Source organism: Streptomyces sp. NPDC048612 (assembly GCF_043199295.1).
GTDB lineage: Bacteria > Actinomycetota > Actinomycetes > Streptomycetales > Streptomycetaceae > Streptomyces.
Window position 1 is genome coordinate 62,674 of the sequence record NZ_JBICVV010000016.1, and the last position, 16,153, is coordinate 78,826.

The window sequence follows — 16,153 nt, forward strand, 5'->3', positions numbered from 1 at the left end:
ACTTTCCCTCTCAGCCCAGCAGGACGTCGTCGTCGCCCAGGCGCTTCAGTTCGCGGTAGAGGATCGCCAGGCCGGTGACGATCGCCGCGGCCGAAACGGCGGCGTCGATCAGGCGGAGCGTGTCGTTCTCCTGACGGGCCAGCTTGGCCTGCTTGGCCACGCTGAGGGCGCCGAACGCGGTGCTGCCGATCGACAGGTACAGGCCGCCCTTGGACTTCTTGAAGTTCTTGGCCTTCTTGGTCATGGCGCTCACAGTGCAGGTGCCTCCTCAAGCAGCGGGTGACCCCACTTGGCGGTGTACGCGGCCTCGACCGCGGCACCGACCTTGTAGAGCCGGTCGTCGGCCATGGCAGGAGCGATGATCTGCAGGCCCACCGGCATCCCGTCCTCGGGAGCCAGGCCGCAGGGCAGCGACATCGCCGCGTTGCCTGCCAGGTTGGTGGGGATCGTGCACAGGTCGGCGAGGTACATCGCCATCGGGTCGTCGGCGCGCTCGCCGATCGGGAAGGCGGTGGTCGGCGTGGTCGGCGAAACGATCACGTCGACCTGCTCGAAGGCCTTCTCGAAGTCGCGGGTGATCAGCGTCCGCACCTTCTGGGCGGAGCCGTAGTACGCGTCGTAGTAGCCGGAGCTGAGCGCGTACGTGCCGAGCATGATCCGGCGCTTGACCTCGGGGCCGAAGCCGGCCTCGCGGGTCAGGGCCGTGACGTCCTCGGCGGACTTGGTGCCGTCGTCGCCGACCCGCAGGCCGTAGCGCATGGCGTCGAAGCGCGCCAGGTTGGAGGAGCACTCCGAGGGCGCGATCAGGTAGTACGCGGACAGCGCCAGGTCGAAGGACGGGCAGTCCAGCTCGACGATCTCGGCGCCCAGCTCCTTCATCAGCGCGACGGACTCGTCGAAGCGCTGGATGACACCGGCCTGGTAGCCCTCACCGCGGAACTGCTTGACGACGCCGACGCGCATGCCCTCGACGCTGCCGTTGCGGGCCGCCTCGACGACCGGCGGGACCGGCGCGTCGATGGAGGTGGAGTCCAGCGGGTCGTGGCCGGCGATGACCTCGTGGAGCAGCGCCGCGTCCAGCACCGTACGGGCGCAGGGGCCGCCCTGGTCCAGGGAGCTGGAGAACGCCACCATGCCGTAGCGGGAGACGCCGCCGTAGGTGGGCTTGACGCCGACCGTGCCGGTGACGGACGCGGGCTGGCGGATGGAACCGCCGGTGTCCGTGCCGATGGCGAGCGGGGCCTCGTAGGAGGCGAGGGCGGCGCTGGAGCCGCCGCCGGAGCCGCCGGGGATCTTGGTGAGGTCCCAGGGGTTGCCGGTCGGCCCGTAGGCGCTGTTCTCCGTCGACGACCCCATGGCGAACTCGTCCATGTTGGTCTTGCCGAGGATGACGACGTCGGCGGCCTTGAGCTTCTTGGTCAGCGTCGCGTCGTACGGCGGGAGCCAGCCTTCGAGGATCTTCGAGCCGACGGTGGTGGGAATGCCCTCCGTCGTGAAGATGTCCTTGAGCGCGAGCGGGACGCCGGCCAGCGGGCCGAGCTTCTCGCCGCGGGCCTTCTTCTCGTCGACGGCGCGGGCCTGGGCGAGCGCGCCCTCGCGGTCGACGTGCAGGAAGGCGTGCACCTTCTCGTCGACGGCCTCGATGCGGGCCAGGTGGGCCTCGGTCACCTCGACGGCGGTGAGCTCGCCGGAGGCGATCTTCGCCGCGATCTCGGCGGCGGTGAGCTTGATCAGGTCTGCCATGTCGGTCACTCCTCCCCCAGGATCTGCGGCACCTTGAAACGCTGCTGCTCCTGGGCCGGGGCGCCGGAGAGCGCCTGCTCGGGAGTCAGCGACGGACGGACCTCGTCCGGCCGCATGACATTGGTCAGCGGCAGCGGGTGGGAGGTCGGCGGGACGTCTTGATCGGCGACCTCGGAGACGCGGGCGACCGCGCCGATGATGTCGTCGAGCTGTCCGGCGAAGTGGTCGAGCTCTTCGGCCTTCAGCTCCAGACGTGCCAGCCGGGCGAGGTGAGCGACCTCCTCGCGCGTGATGCCAGGCATGCAGCGATCCTCTGGTGTTCTTGGCGGAGTGTTCCGGGCGGAATGTCCAGGCGGAGTCTTCTCGGCGAATACTCCTGTGAACTTTTCCGGCCCAATCCTATGGCGTACGGAAGAGCTGCCGCGAAACCGTTTCGCCGGGGGCCGCCGCGAACGCCCGACACGGGCCGGTTTCCTGCTCCACGGCCGGGCGCCGGTGCCCGGCCGGGACCCCTGCCGGGCACCGGGCCCGGCAGGCTCATCGGGCTGTTTCGCCGCCGGTGCCGGGCTCGCCGTGAGCCCTGGGAGACGGCGCGTCCGGACGGCCTGGCGCGGCCGGCGGTGTCGGCGGGGCGGGGGTCTGATGGTCGTGTGCCGCCTCCGCCTCTGACCCGGCTGGCGCGTCCGCCTCGGCCGATGCCGGCTCGGGGCGTGGGGTGTGCCGGGCGGACTCGGACGGGGCGGGCATGCCCGGCGGAGCGGGCACGTCCGGCGGTGCAGGCAGGTCCGGAGGAGCGGGCACGTCCGGTGGGGCAGGTACATCCGGTGGGGCAGGCACGTTCGGCGGGGCGGGCACATCCGGCGGGGCGGGCACCTGGCCGGTGGTCGCCGGTACGTCGGACGAGCCGGTGTCTTCCGGCGTTTCGGGCTCGTCGAGGCGGGCGGGCCCGTCGGGGGTTTCAGGCGCGTCGGACGCATCGGCCCCGTCGGACGCGTCCGGCCCGTCGGCCGCACCGGCCTCACCGGACGTGGCGGCCGTATCGGAGCCATCGGCGGACGCGTCAGCCGCAGCCGTCTCCGCCGACGGCCCGTGGTCGTCCTCCTCGGGACGGGCCGGGGCCGGAGGCTGCTGCGCGGGTGCTTCGGAGCGGGGACATGGGACGGCCGGTGGCCGGGTCAGTTCAGGACCTGTCCGGAAGGGCGCTCGGCGCCCTTCTCCGCCGCGAGGGCGGCCGTCTCCGAGGCGCGCTGCCAGCCGCGCTCGCCGCGGGCTCTCAGCCAGGCGGTGGTCTCGTCCGGTGGCATCGCCGCGGCCACCAGCCAGCCCTGGACGGCGTCGCAGCCGAGATCGCGCAGCCGCTCCCAGGTCTCGTCGTCCTCGACGCCCTCCGCGACGACCAGGAGGCCGAGGGAGTGGGCGAGGTCGAGGGTGCAGCGGACGATCTCCGCGTCCTCGGTGTCGACGGCCAGCCGGGCCACGAACGAGCGGTCGATCTTGAGCTCGCTGACCGGGAGCCGCCTCAGGTGGACGAGCGAGGAGTAGCCGGTGCCGAAGTCGTCGAGGGACATCTTGACGCCGTGCGCGGTGAGCCCGGCGAGGGTGTCGGCGGCCCGCTGCGGGTCCTCCAGGAGGACGTGCTCGGTTATCTCCAGTTGGAGGGCGCCGGGTGGGACCCGATGCCGGGCGAGCCGCGCGGCGACCGCTCCAGCGAAGCCCGGGGAGTGCACATCGCGCGGGGAGACGTTGACAGCGACCGGCACCTCCAGGCCCATCGCGCGCCAGCGCGCCACCTGGGCGAGCGCGGTCTCCAGGACGTACTCCGTCAGCCGGGGCATCAGCCCGGAGGACTCGGCGATGGCGATGAACTCGTCCGGTGGCACCCGGCCGCGGTCCGGGTGCACCCAGCGGACCAGCGCCTCCAGCCCGGCCACATGACCGTCGAAGCCGACCTTGGGCTGGTAGTGCAGCTCGACGTCGCCGGCGTCCAGGGCGCGGCGCAGATCGCCCAACAGGCCCAGCCGGTCGGGGGTGTTGCCGTCCCGCTTGGCCTCGTAGAGCTCGACACCGCTGCGGTCGCGCTTGGCCTGGTACATCGCCACATCGGCGCGGCGCAGCAGTCCCTCGGCGTCGAGGGCGTGGTCGGGGAAGACGGCGACCCCCGCGCTGGCTTCCAGCACGAGGGTGAGTCCGTCGAGGTCCAGCGGGGAGCCCAGGGCGGCGACGAGGTTGCGGGCCGCCCGCTGGGAGCTGGTGAGGGAGTCGGTGGTGGGCAGCAGGACGGCGAACTCGTCGCCGCCGAGCCGGGCCGCCTCGGCGCCCCGCGGGAGGGCGTGCCGCAGGCGCTCGGCGATCTGGAGCAGCAGGCGGTCGCCGGCGAGGTGGCCGAGGGTGTCGTTGACGGAGCGGAAGCGGTCCAGGTCGATGAGGACCAGCGCCGAGCGGGCGCCGACGCGCTCGGCGTCGTCCAGGGCGGTCCAGGTGCGCTCCAGCAGCCACTGGCGGTTGGGCAGGCCGGTGAGCGGGTCACGCAGTTGCTCCTCGGCGCGGGCGCGGGCGATCCAGAGGGTGGAGTCCAGCGCGATCAGCGGAACCGCGAACAGCGGCAGCAGCAGGGGGGCGTGGACGGCGCAGACGGCGATCAGCGGGGAGATGCCGAGCAGTGCGATGGCGACGAGTGCCTGACGCAGCACGGCCGTTCGGGGGATGGCCGGCAGCTGGCCGGTGCGTGGGGTGAGGCTGAGCCAGAGCAGGCCGCGGCTGACGAAGAGGTAGCCGGCGGCGGTGACGACGACTTCGGGGAGGACCGCGAGGTTCCAGGACGGCGGGCCCCAGGGGTGGCGGACGCTGGAGGCCACACCGAACGCGGCGAGGCCGAGCGCCGCGGTGCCGAGGCCGAGGATGTCCACGGCACCGTGCACCACGGCCTGTCGCCAGCGGTGCCGCCGGGCGGCACCGACCAGGACGACCACGGAGAGGCTGACGAGGACGGCGGGCACCCAGCCGTAGAGCAGCAGGACGGCGAGGGCGAGGGCAGCGCCGGAGCCCGTTCCGCCCCACCAGCGGTCCCGGCCGAGGGCGACCAGGTGGCCGACGATGATGCCGGTGAGGATCGCCAGCGACCAGCCCACGGCGGCGCCGGGGAAGAGGGCCTCACCTTCGCCCAGGGTCACGATGACGCCCGTGGCGAGCGCGAGGCCCGCCACGGTGACGATGGTCGCGGGCAGCGCGGGCACGACGAGCCGCCGGAGCCGCGACGCCGGAGCGGCGCTGTCGGTCGGTTTCATTCCGATCCCTCTCACAGCCGGCTGTGCCCGCGCCACGGCAGGCGCACTCCTCAACAGTAGGCCGCGGAAGGCCGCGACGGGCAGCGATCGATGACGGTTGCCCGAATGCGACCCGGCGTCGCGGATCAATCTGGTATGCGCCGATGAGGTGACACCTCACTCCTCCTCAGGTGGAGTGACAGCTACCGCTCGCGCTGCGTCAGGACCCTGCTCCAGCAGCACCGCGAAGCCATCATCGTCCAGCACGGGGACCTTCAACTGCATGGCCTTGTCGTACTTCGAACCAGGGTTGTCGCCCACCACCACGAATCCGGTCTTCTTCGAAACGGAACCGGTCACCTTCGCTCCGAGGTTCTGGAGGGCCTCTTTCGCGCCATCTCTGGTGTGTGACTGAAGTGTGCCCGTTACGACGACGGTGACGCCTTCCAGCGGACGTGGGCCCTCGTCACCCGTTTGCTCCGCCTCCATTCGGACACCCGCGGCCCGCCAGGACTCGATGATCTGCCGGTGCCAGTCCACGGCGAACCACTGCTTCAGCGAGGCCGCGATGGTGGGCCCGACGCCGTCCACGGCGGCCAGCTCGGCCTCCTCGGCGTCCCGGATGCGGTCGAGGGAGCGGAACTCGCGCGCCAGCGCCTCGGCCGCCACCGGGCCCACATGGCGGATCGACAGACCGGTGATGATCCTGGCCAGCGGGCGCTGCTTGGCCGCCTCGATGTGTTCCAGCATGGCCAGGGCGTTCTTCTTCGGCTCGCCCTTCTGGTTGGCGAAGAAGGTGACGACCTTCTCCTCGCCCGTCTTCGGGTCGCGCTTGGGCAGACCGGAATCCGGGTCGAGGACATACGACTTGATCGGCAGCAGCTGCTCGATGGAAAGGCCGAAAAGGTCCCCTTCATCCTTCAGCGGCGGCTCGGCGGGCTCCAGCGGCTGGCTGAGTGCCGTCGCCGCGACGTAGCCGAAGTTCTCGATGTCCAGACACTTGCGGCCGGCCAGGTAGAACAGCCGCTCACGGATCTGGGCGGGGCAGGCGCGGGCGTTGGGGCAGCGCAGATCGATATCGCCCTCCTTGGCGGGCTGCAGCGCCGTCCCGCACTCGGGGCACTCGGCCGGCATCACGAACTCCCGCTCGCTGCCGTCCCGCAGGTCGACGACCGGGCCGAGGATCTCCGGGATGACGTCGCCGGCCTTGCGGATCACGACGGTGTCGCCGATGAACACGCCCTTGGCCTTGACCACGTCCTGGTTGTGCAGGGTCGCGAACTCCACCTCGGAGCCCGCCACCGTCACCGGCTCGACCACGGCGTACGGCGTGACCCGGCCCGTACGGCCGACGCCGACGCGGATGTCGACCAGCTTGGTGTTGACCTCCTCGGGCGGGTACTTCCAGGCGATCGCCCAGCGCGGCGCGCGCGAGGTCGAGCCCAGCCGACCCTGGAGCCGGATCTCGTCCAGCTTGACGACCACGCCGTCGATCTCGTGCTCGACGGCCGTGCGGCGGGTGTCGGCGTCGCCGTAGTGGCCGATGAACTCCCGTACGGCCTCCAGGGAGTCGACGACCCGGTTGTGCGTGGCCGTCGGCAGGCCCCACTCCTTGAGCAGGTCGTAGGCCTCCGACAGCCGGTCGATCTCCAGGCCGTCGCGGGCGCCGATGCCATGGACGACCATGTGCAGCGGGCGGCTCGCGGTGATCTTGGGGTCCTTCTGGCGCAGCGAACCGGCCGCGGCGTTACGGGGGTTGGCGAACGGCGGTTTGCCGTCTGCCACCAGCCGCTCGTTGAGCGCGAGGAACTTCTCCATCGGGAAGAAGACCTCCCCGCGCACCTCGACCAGATCCGGGATCGTGTCGCCCTTCAGGCGGTGCGGGATCTCGGCGATCGTCCGGACGTTGGGGGTGATGTCCTCGCCCGTACGGCCGTCGCCGCGGGTGGCGGCCCGGGTCAGCCGGCCCTGCTCGTAGGTGAGGTTGACGGCGAGGCCGTCGACCTTCAGCTCGCACAGGAAGTGGTAGCCCGCGCTCTTGGGGTCGCCGCCCAGCTCGCCGGCGATCCGCTCGGCCCAGGCCGCCAACTCCTCGTTGTCGAAGGCGTTGTCGAGCGAGAGCATCCGTTCGCGGTGCGCGACCTCGGTGAACTCCGTGGCGTAGGCCCCGGCGACCTTCTGGGTCGGGGAGTCGGGGGTGCGCAGCTCGGGGTGCTCGTTCTCCAGGGCCTCCAGGGAGCGCAGCAGCCGGTCGAACTCCGCGTCGCTGACGACCGGGGAGTCCTTCACGTAATACCGGAAGCGGTGCTCCTCGATCTGCTCAGCGAGCTGCGCGTGCTCCTCCCGCGCCGCGGCGGGCACCGTGGATTGCGCTGCGTGCTGTTCGCCAGCCACCGTCTTGTCCTCCCGTGGTCCTTGAGTGCGGTCACTCAGGGTTGTCTGCGAGTGATCTCGCCGCCCGGACGCAGTGGGCGAGAGCAGAGCGGGCATAAGCGGGCGAAGCGCCCGCCAGTCCGCACGACGGAGTGATGACCACGGACTCGCTGAGAGTCCCCGGCGCCAGCCCCAGCCTGCGCCACAGCGTCCTGACACCCATGACGCTACCGGCAGGGTCTGACAATCGGCTGTCCACGCCCGGCACCACGCCCGCGAACAGCGTGGTACCGCCCTCGACGGCCTCCCCGATCGCCTCCTCCTCACGCTCGGTGAGCAGGGAGAAATCGAACGAGACGCCCGTGACACCGGCCCGCCGCAGCAGCCCGAAGGGCACCTCGGGCGCGCACGAGTGGACGACCACGGGACCGCCCTCCGCCACCCCGACGAGGTCGCGCAGCGCGCCCTCCACGACGGCCCGGTCCACCGCACGGTGGGTGCGGTAGCCGCTCGCCGACTTCACCCGCCCCTGGAGCACCGCCGTCAACGACGGTTCGTCGAGCTGCAGCACGACCCGGGCGCCCGGGACCCGCCGCCGTACGTCCGCGAGGTGGCCGCGCAGCCCCTCCATCAGCGACGCCGCGAGGTCCCGGCAGGCGCCGGGGTCCGAGAGGGCCGCCTCGCCGTTGCGCAGCTCCAGGGCGGTGGCCAGGGTCCACGGGCCGACCGCAGAGACCTTCAGCGCGCCCTCGTACCCCTGGGTGAACTCCTCCAGGGCGTCGAGGTCCTCCCCCAGCCAGGAGTGGGCCCGCCGGGTGTCCCGGCCCGGCCGGTCGCTGATCCGCCAGCCACTGGGCTCCACATGGCCGTAGACCTCGACCAGCATCCCGAGGGTCCGGCCGATCATGTCGGCCCCTGGACCCCGGGCCGGCAGTTCCGGCAGATACGGGAAGGCCTCCAGTGATCCGGTGACAGTTTTGGCCGCCTCCCGCGCGTCACCGCCCGGCATCGATCCGATCCCGGTCGCGGCGCCCGCGGTCCACTTCTGCGTGCTGTTCTCGCTCACCCAGGAAGGGTATGCGCCGGTGCGCGGAGCGGGGTGCGGCAGGTGGGCGGGCGCGGGACGGCCCGTGGCGCCGTGGTCCGCCCCGCCGGGATGCGTACGGCGGCCACGCTCCGGTGCGTACGCCCCGCCCCTTCCGCCCGGGTACGTCCCGCACGCCGGCCGTGGACACCCCTCACGCCCGGGTGCGTATGCCCACCCGGCCGGCCACCGCCGCGAGGGCCAGTGCGCCCGCCGCCAGGGCGAAGGCCCAGGCCGCACCCTGGTGGCCGCCGCCCGCGCCCGTCAGGACCGCCCCCATGCCGGCGATGCCCACCAGGGAGCCGATCTGGCGGTTGGCGTTGAGGGTCGCGCTGCCGATGTCGGCGTGCTCCCGGCCCGCGGTCGCCATCAGGACGCCGGTCATCGCCGGGGAGCTGACCCCGCTGCCGAGGTGGGCGACCGCCAGCACCAGCGCGAGCACCCCGTACGGCAGCCCGGGGGCGAGCGTCAGGAACAGCGCGGCGTAGCCCGCTGCGGAGAGCGCCAGAGCGGCCGTGAGCGCGGTCCGGTCGCCGACCCGCGGCCCGAACCGGGCGTAGAGCATGTTGCCGAACGGGATGACCAGAACGGCCGGCAGCATCTGGAGCCCCGCGGTCACCGGACCCGCCCCGCGCGCGGACTGGAGGAAGAGCCCCAGGACGAACAGCGCGCCGTAGAAGGCGAAGTTGAAGAGAAAGCCGACCACGTTGGCGGCGGCGAAGGCGCGGTCCCCGAAGAGCGCACCCGGGAGGACCGGGGTACGGGAGGCCCGCTCCCGGACGAGGAAGCCGGCCAGCGCGACCGCCGCGACCGCCGACGCCCCCAGGACGGGCGGCGCGGACCAGCCCCTGCCGGGCCCCTCGATGAGCGCGTAGCTCAGCGCCCCGAGAGCCAGCAGGCCCAGGACGTGGCCGGTGCCGCCGAGCGCCGTGCCGCGGGCCGGTACCCGTGCGACGACCCGCCGGGTCAGCAGCAACCCGGCGAGGCCGAGGGGGAGGTTGACGAGGAAGATGCTGCGCCAGCCGAGCGTGCCGACCAGGAGGCCGCCGAGGGTCGGTGCCAGCCCTACGGAGGTGGAGACGACCGCCGACCAGATGCCGAGGATCTTCGCCCGGCGCGCCGGTTCGGGGAAGGCGTTCATCAGCAGCGACAGCGAACTGGGCATGAAGAGCGCCGCGCCCGCCCCCTGGACGAAGCGGGCCGCCACGAGGACGCCGCCGTTCGGTGCGACGGCGCCCAGCAGGGACGCCGCGGTGAACACGGCGAGCCCGACGAGGTAGATCCGGCGGGCCCCGAACCGCTGCGCCAGCGAGCCGGCGAGCAGCAGCAGCGCGGCGAAGGCGAGGACATAGCCCTCGACGACCCAGGTGAGGCCGGACATCGTCAGCCCGAGCCGGACCCGCAGATCGCTCGCGGCGACGTTCATGATGCCGGTGTCCAGGCTGGCCATCACGAACCCGAGGGCCAGGACCAGGAGTTGGACGCCTTCCCTGCCTGCTCTGCCTGCCTCGTTGGCCCCGGACTCGCGCACCGGCGTACGCGACGCGCTCTTCTCAGTGATCATGGATTTAGTTAAAGCTGTAGCTATCGCGGGCAGCAATAGTTACAGCTATAACTTTACTGAACGCATACGAAAGCGCCGGGACCCCGGGACGCGGTGTGCATCCCGGGGCCCCGGCGGGGTGTTGCTCCCGTGAGCGGTCAGTCGCCCCGCCCCAGCGCCTTCAGCAGGTCGGCGCGGAGCGCGGCCCGCTCGTCGTGCGAAAGATGGTCGAGCGGCGAGGCGGTGCCCATCCGCCGCAGCAGATCGAGCCGCAACTCCCGCCCCTCCTCGGTGAGGACGAGCTGCTTGGCCCGCCCGTCCAGAGGGTGCGGCCGGCGCACGACCATGCCCTGCTTCTCCAGTTTGGAGATGACGTAGGTGACATTCGGCGGCTCGCAGCACAGCACCGCGGCCAGCTCCCGCGCCGTCTTCGGCTCGCCGAGCTCCTCCAGCGCCTTGGCCTGCGTCGGCGTCAGATCGAGCTCGGCGATCCGGCCGCGCTGATGCGCATCGAGCTGACGGCTCAGCTCCGTCACCAGCCCCCGGATCTCCCGGAACCCGCACCCCGCCGCCGCGGTCGACTTCGCTTCTCTGGTCACTCATGAAGCGTACGTCGCCACGACGGAAAGCAGCCGAGCGCTTACGGGAGCGGGGACAACCGCCCCTGCGGCGGCCCGGAACGTCAGCGTCCGGGGCGCACCGACACATCGTTGATCTCCGCGTCCCGCGGCAGGTCGATGGCCGTGAGGATGGCCGTCGCGACCGACTCCGGGTCGATCCAGCGGGACGCGTCGTACTCCCTGCCCTCCTGCTGGTGGGTGCTCTCCTGCATCGGGGTGGCGGTACGTCCCGGATAGACCGAGGTCACCCGCACGCCGTTGTCGTGCTCCTCCGCCCGCAGCGCGTCGGCCAGCGCCTTCAGGCCGTGCTTGGTCGCCGCGTACGCGCCCCACTGGGCCCGTGCGCTCAGCCCGGCACCGGAGTTCACGAAGACGACATGGCCCTCGGCGACCCGCACCAGCGGCAGCAGCAGCCGGGTGAGCTCGGCGGGCGCGACCAGGTTGGCGGCGAGCTGCCGCTGCCAGGACTTGGCCGGCAGATCGGCGACCGTGCCCAGCTCGATCACGCCCGCGCTGTGCACGAGGGAGTCGATCCGGTCCGGCAGCGGCTGCTGCCCGAAGGCCCAGGACAGCTTCTCGGGGTTGGCGAGATCACCCACGAGCGTGCGGGCGCCGGGGAACTGCGCGGCCAGCTCCTTCGCCCGGACCGCGTTGCGCGCCAGCAGCCACAGGTCCTCCCCGCGGTCCGCGAGCCGCCGTGCGACCGCCGCTCCGATGCCCGACCCTGCGCCCGTGATCAAATGCGTACCCATGGGGCCGATCCTAACGAGCGGGACGGCCGGATACGCGGGGGCGGCGGCTCAGGACCGGATGCCCGCCGTCTCCTCCAGATAGGCCAGCGCACCGACGCCGTCCGCCGCGAAGAAGACCAGCTCGGTGAGCGGAAGCGGCAGAAAGCCCTCCGCCTCCATCCGCTCGAACTGCTGGTGCAACCCGTCATAGAAACCAGCGGTGTTGAGCAGCACCACCGGCTTGCTGTGCATCCCGTGCTTGCGCAGCTCCAGGATCTCGGTGGCCTCGTCCAGGGTGCCCGTACCGCCGACCATGATGACGACGGCGTCGGCGCGCACCAGCATCTGCGCCTTCCGCTCGGCAAGGTCCTTGGTGACGACCATCTCATCGGCGCCCTCACGCACCTTGTGCGCCAGGAACTCCACAGAGACGCCGATCAGCTTTCCGCCGGCCTCCTGCACCCCGTCGGCCATGACCTTCATCAGGCCGGTGTCCGAACCGCCCCAGACCAGCGCATGCCCGCCCCGGCCGATCAGCTCGGCGAACTCACGGGCAGGGGTGACATAACGGTCGTCGAGATCGGCGGCGGAGCAGAAGACGCAGATATTCATGCCGGCCACTTTACGAGCGGGTGGGGGTGGGGTGGGCGGGACCGGGGGCGGGGGCGGGGCGGACCGGGCCGAGGTGGCGCCGGGGCGGGGCGGGGCGGGCCAGGCGGGGATGAGCCGGGACGGGCTGGCGCCGGGACGGGCCGGGCCGGGGCCGGGATGGGCCGCGCTGGGGCCGGGCCGAAGCTCTGGGCAAAGGCACCGCAGCACTCTCCCCCGCCCCCTCCCCCTCCTCCCCCTTCGGGGGAGGGGGCGGGGGTGGGTTCGGGGGTGGGGGGGGGAGCCGTACCCGACGCCGGCGGGAGAGCCGCGCCCCGCCCCGGCAAGGTCAGATCAACCCCTGATCCAGCATCGCGTCCGCGACCCGCTCGAAGCCGGCGATGTTGGCGCCGGCGACGTAGTCGCCCGGCAGCCCGAAGCGCTCCGCGGTCTCGTAGCAGCGGTGGTGGATGCCGCGCATGATGGCCGCCAGCTCGCCCTCCGTGCGTTCGAAGGCCCAGGACTCACGCGAGGAGTTCTGCCGCATCTCCAGCGCGCTGGTGGCCACGCCGCCCGCGTTGGCGGCCTTACCGGGGCCGAAGGCCACACCGGCCGACTTGAGGAGCGTCACCGCCTCCGGCGTGGTCGGCATGTTGGCGCCCTCGGAGACCGCCTTGACGCCGTTGCGGACCAGAATGCGGGCGGCGTCCACGTCCAGCTCGTTCTGGGTCGCCGACGGCAGCGCCACGTCGCAGGCGACGTCCCACACCCGCCCGCCGGGCACATAGGTGGCCGACACCCCGCGCCGCTCGGCGTACGCGCTGATCCGGCCGCGCTCGACCTCCTTGATCTGCCGCAGCAGGGCCAGGTCGATGCCCTTCTCGTCGACGACATAGCCGCCGGAGTCCGAGCAGGTCAGCACGTTGGCGCCGAGCGCCTGCGCCTTCTCGATGGTGTAGATCGCGACATTGCCGGACCCGGAGACCACCACCTGCTGCCCGTCCAGCTCCTCGCCGCGCTGCTTGAGCATCTCCTCGGTGAAGAGGACGTTGCCGTAACCGGTGGCCTCCGTACGGGCCTTGGAGCCGCCCCAGGCCAGCCCCTTGCCGGTGAGGACACCGGCCTCCCAGCGATTGGTGATCCGCCGGTACTGGCCGAAGAGATAGCCGATCTCGCGGCCGCCGACGCCGATATCGCCGGCCGGTACGTCCGTGTGCTCGCCGAGATGACGGTGGAGCTCCGTCATGAACGACTGGCAGAATCGCATGACTTCGGCGTCCGACTTGCCGTGCGGGTCGAAATCGCTGCCGCCCTTACCGCCACCGATGCTGAGGCCGGTAAGGGAATTCTTGAAGATTTGTTCGAAGCCGAGGAACTTGACGATCCCCAGATTCACGGACGAGTGGAAACGCAGACCGCCCTTGTACGGACCGAGCGCACTGTTGAATTCCACCCGGAAACCGCGGTTGACGTGAATCGCCCCGGAATCGTCCTGCCAGGGGACCCGGAACATGATCTGCCGTTCCGGCTCGCAGATCCGTTCCAGGATCTTGGCCTCGGCGAACTCCGGGCGGGCCGCCAGCACCGGGGCCAGCGTCTCCAGCACCTCAAGTGCCGCCTGGTGGAACTCGGGCTCCCCGGGATTCCGCCGGACCAGCTCGGCGTACAGGGATGCCGGCCCGGCGGAATGAACGCCGGGCTTGACCTGAGATTGAACAGTCGACATGACTTCCGTTCCCTTTCGTGGCCGCGGAAAGGCCGCCTGCGGTCCGGACCCTGACGAGTCCTCACAAGGTCTACAACTCCTTGCGAGTCCTTATCGTCACCATTTCTCGCCGGGGTGTCCGCTGACGTCCCGTCGCTTTCCCGACCTTATTTGGCGGCACCCCGCCGATCGACTGTGGGATATGCGACACGTCGCCCCCGTACGCAAACGTCCGACTCCTCCGGCGCGGCCTCGCCCGCCCCATGCCCGCAGGTCAGCGCACCGGTGACGGCCGCCGCGCCCCGGTCTCCCGCCCCGCCGGCTGTGCGGGACCTCACAGTTGACCTGCGGTCTTGGCCCGTCCCATGCGCCCCGAACGCCCCACCGTGCCCCCGGCCCGGCCCTCAGCTCTCCGCCCCGGCCGCCGCGGCGGCACGCACACCCCTCCCCGTGTCCGCGCCGGCCCCGTCAGCGGCCTCGGCCTCGGCCTCGACCTCGACCATCCTCCGCATCGGGTCGGCGCAGCTGCCCCCGGCGATGACCATCGCCGCCAGGATGGCCACCGCCATCAGCACGGTGCCCAGCCAGACCATGGTGTCCACCGGCACGGTGTAGGCGCCGATGACCCGGAGCACGCACTCGGCCAGCAGCGCCGTCCCCCAGATCACCGAGAACCGCAGCTCGGCCCGCCGGAACCGGTCCGAGCCCGCCCGCAGCCGGTCCCAGGCGGCCTCGCCGGCCGCGCTCCCCTTGGTGACCCACGGCTTGAGCCCCGCGGTCATCAGAGGCCGCTTCGCCCGCACGGAGAGCAGGACCACGATCCCGACCACACTGCTCACCCCGCTGTCCTTGGCCAGCATCAGCCGCGGGTCGCCGGCCACCGTGCTGAGCGCCAGGCCCACCGCGTTGACGATCAGGATCAGCAGGGCGAGGCCGTTGACGCGGCGGCTGGTGACCAGGCTCCACACCGTCCGCAGCGCCGGCACCACACTGCTCCAGCCCAGCGCGGCCACCGTGCCGAGGCCGAAGCCGTCGCGGAGGAGGTAGTACGAGACCACCGGAACCCCCGCGTCCACGATCAGCGGCACGAAGCTCGCCAGCGGACTGCTGCGCTCCCCCTCGGACACGGGCTCGGCCACGGACTGGTTCCGGCGCACGGCGTACTCCCCCACTTCGCTGTGAACTGCTGCTTGCTGCGAGGCATTCAGCTTTGTGCACAGCCGTGGCAGGCGACAGTTCCAGGTGTCCCGGGCTCGCCATGACATTTGTCAGATCTGCGGGACGCACGAAGCGTCACGCCCCGGCCCCCCGCTCCCGCGGAGGTCCGGAAGAGGCGCCCTACGCCTGCGCGCGCGCCGCTCGTTCCGTGGTGGCGATGGTGGCCGAGCCGACCACGCGGGTGCCGTCGTAGAGGACAACCGCCTGGCCGGGGGCCACGCCGCGGACCGGCTCGGTGAAGGAGACCCGGAGTTCGGCGTCGGCGGTCAGCTCGGCGGTGACCTCGGTCTCGCCGCCGTGGGCGCGGAGCTGGGCCGTGTACGTCGCGGGGCCGGCCGTCGGGGGGCGGCCGCACCAGCGGGGGCGGATCGCGGTCAGGGCCGTGACGTCGAGGGCGTCGGCGGGGCCGACCGTGACGGTGTTGTCGACCGGGGAGATGTCGAGGACGTAGCGCGGCTTGCCGTCGGCGGCCGGGTGGCCGATGCGCAGGCCCTTGCGCTGGCCGATGGTGAAGCCGTACGCGCCCTCGTGGGTGCCCAGGACCGTGCCGGACTCGTCGACGATGTCGCCGGGGGCCGTGCCGAGCCGCTTGGCGAGGAAGCCCTGGGTGTCGCCGTCGGCGATGAAGCAGATGTCATGGCTGTCCGGCTTCTTGGCGACGAACAGGCCGCGGCGGGCGGCCTCTTCGCGGATCTCCGCCTTGGTGGTGAGGGTGTCGCCGAGCGGGAACATGGCGTGCGCGAGCTGGCGGTCGTCGAGGACGCCGAGGACGTACGACTGGTCCTTGGCCATGTCGGAGGCGCGGTGCAGCTCGCGGGCGCCGTCCTCGCGCAGCACGACCGTGGCGTAGTGGCCCGTGCACACCGCGTCGAAGCCCAGGGCCAGGGCCTTGTCCAGCAGCGCGGCGAACTTGATCTTCTCGTTGCAGCGCAGGCAGGGGTTCGGGGTGCGCCCGGCCTCGTACTCCGCGAAGAAGTCCTCGACGACGTCCGCACGGAAGCGTTCGGCGAGGTCCCAGACGTAGAAGGGGATGCCGATGACGTCGGCGGCGCGGCGGGCGTCGTGGGAGTCCTCGATCGTGCAGCAGCCGCGGGCGCCGGTGCGGAACGATTTCGGGTTCTCGGAGAGCGCCAGATGCACGCCCGTCACGTCATGGCCGGCCTCGGCGGCACGGGCGGCGGCAACGGCGGAGTCGACTCCGCCGGACATGGCGGCGAGCACGCGAAGGCGGCGGGGGGCGTCATCAGTCATAGCGAGTCCAGGGTAGACGGAACCACGGACGGGG

13 protein-coding genes are annotated in these 16,153 nt (G+C 71.9%); all 13 read right to left on the bottom strand.

The window, feature by feature from the left end; genetic code table 11:
* Nucleotides 1-10: 10 nt before the first annotated feature.
* A complete protein-coding gene (locus ACGFN2_RS23340) occupies nt 11-244 on the bottom strand; it encodes a hypothetical protein (RefSeq protein ID WP_030087700.1) in 234 nt (77 codons plus the stop codon).
* 5 nt (nt 245-249) lie between these two features.
* On the bottom strand, nt 250-1,743 hold the full coding sequence (gene gatA, locus ACGFN2_RS23345) for an Asp-tRNA(Asn)/Glu-tRNA(Gln) amidotransferase subunit GatA (protein WP_393363417.1): 1,494 nt from the start codon (nt 1,741-1,743) through the stop codon (nt 250-252).
* 5 nt (nt 1,744-1,748) lie between these two features.
* Nucleotides 1,749-2,045: an Asp-tRNA(Asn)/Glu-tRNA(Gln) amidotransferase subunit GatC gene (gatC, locus tag ACGFN2_RS23350; RefSeq protein WP_006602950.1), complete on the bottom strand. Its 297-nt coding sequence runs from the start codon at nt 2,043-2,045 to the stop codon at nt 1,749-1,751.
* A gap of 873 nt (nt 2,046-2,918) precedes the next feature.
* Nucleotides 2,919-5,027 (bottom strand): bifunctional diguanylate cyclase/phosphodiesterase, encoded by a 2,109-nt coding sequence (locus ACGFN2_RS23355; protein WP_362608772.1) that lies wholly within the window; start codon nt 5,025-5,027, stop codon nt 2,919-2,921.
* A 156-nt stretch (nt 5,028-5,183) separates the two neighbouring features.
* Nucleotides 5,184-7,400, bottom strand: coding sequence for an NAD-dependent DNA ligase LigA (ligA, locus tag ACGFN2_RS23360; RefSeq protein ID WP_362608773.1), 2,217 nt, complete (start codon nt 7,398-7,400; stop codon nt 5,184-5,186).
* A 31-nt stretch (nt 7,401-7,431) separates the two neighbouring features.
* Complete coding sequence (locus tag ACGFN2_RS23365; protein ID WP_393363422.1) at nt 7,432-8,445, bottom strand: methionine synthase; 1,014 nt, start codon at nt 8,443-8,445, stop codon at nt 7,432-7,434.
* Between the two features lie 172 nt (nt 8,446-8,617).
* The gene (locus ACGFN2_RS23370; protein ID WP_393363425.1) at nt 8,618-10,027 is read right to left on the bottom strand and encodes an MFS transporter; all 1,410 of its coding nucleotides are present in this window, start codon (nt 10,025-10,027) and stop codon (nt 8,618-8,620) included.
* Between the two features lie 137 nt (nt 10,028-10,164).
* A complete protein-coding gene (locus ACGFN2_RS23375) occupies nt 10,165-10,542 on the bottom strand; it encodes a MarR family winged helix-turn-helix transcriptional regulator (RefSeq protein WP_393363594.1) in 378 nt (125 codons plus the stop codon).
* 146 nt (nt 10,543-10,688) lie between these two features.
* Nucleotides 10,689-11,378 (bottom strand): SDR family oxidoreductase, encoded by a 690-nt coding sequence (locus ACGFN2_RS23380; protein WP_362608778.1) that lies wholly within the window; start codon nt 11,376-11,378, stop codon nt 10,689-10,691.
* A gap of 48 nt (nt 11,379-11,426) precedes the next feature.
* Nucleotides 11,427-11,969, bottom strand: a complete 543-nt coding sequence (locus ACGFN2_RS23385) for a TIGR00730 family Rossman fold protein (protein WP_362608780.1) — start codon at nt 11,967-11,969, stop codon at nt 11,427-11,429.
* Between the two features lie 325 nt (nt 11,970-12,294).
* Nucleotides 12,295-13,671: an NADP-specific glutamate dehydrogenase gene (gdhA, locus tag ACGFN2_RS23390; protein ID WP_393363429.1), complete on the bottom strand. Its 1,377-nt coding sequence runs from the start codon at nt 13,669-13,671 to the stop codon at nt 12,295-12,297.
* A 383-nt stretch (nt 13,672-14,054) separates the two neighbouring features.
* A complete protein-coding gene (locus ACGFN2_RS23395) occupies nt 14,055-14,777 on the bottom strand; it encodes a VC0807 family protein (protein WP_393363597.1) in 723 nt (240 codons plus the stop codon).
* Between the two features lie 211 nt (nt 14,778-14,988).
* Nucleotides 14,989-16,119 carry a tRNA 2-thiouridine(34) synthase MnmA gene (gene mnmA / locus ACGFN2_RS23400; protein WP_362608783.1) on the bottom strand — a complete coding sequence of 377 codons (1,131 nt, stop codon included), beginning with the start codon at nt 16,117-16,119 and terminating at the stop codon, nt 14,989-14,991.
* Nucleotides 16,120-16,153: the final 34 nt, after the last annotated feature.

Coding starts and splice junctions, on each gene's coding strand:
- ACGFN2_RS23340 (WP_030087700.1), bottom strand. CDS start 244: ATGACCAAGAAGGCCAAGAACTTCAAGAAGTCCAAGGGCGGCCTGTAC.
- gatA (WP_393363417.1), bottom strand. CDS start 1,743: ATGGCAGACCTGATCAAGCTCACCGCCGCCGAGATCGCGGCGAAGATC.
- gatC (WP_006602950.1), bottom strand. CDS start 2,045: ATGCCTGGCATCACGCGCGAGGAGGTCGCTCACCTCGCCCGGCTGGCA.
- ACGFN2_RS23355 (WP_362608772.1), bottom strand. CDS start 5,027: ATGAAACCGACCGACAGCGCCGCTCCGGCGTCGCGGCTCCGGCGGCTC.
- ACGFN2_RS23370 (WP_393363425.1), bottom strand. CDS start 10,027: ATGATCACTGAGAAGAGCGCGTCGCGTACGCCGGTGCGCGAGTCCGGG.
- ACGFN2_RS23380 (WP_362608778.1), bottom strand. CDS start 11,378: ATGGGTACGCATTTGATCACGGGCGCAGGGTCGGGCATCGGAGCGGCG.
- ACGFN2_RS23385 (WP_362608780.1), bottom strand. CDS start 11,969: ATGAATATCTGCGTCTTCTGCTCCGCCGCCGATCTCGACGACCGTTAT.
- gdhA (WP_393363429.1), bottom strand. CDS start 13,671: ATGTCGACTGTTCAATCTCAGGTCAAGCCCGGCGTTCATTCCGCCGGG.
- mnmA (WP_362608783.1), bottom strand. CDS start 16,119: ATGACTGATGACGCCCCCCGCCGCCTTCGCGTGCTCGCCGCCATGTCC.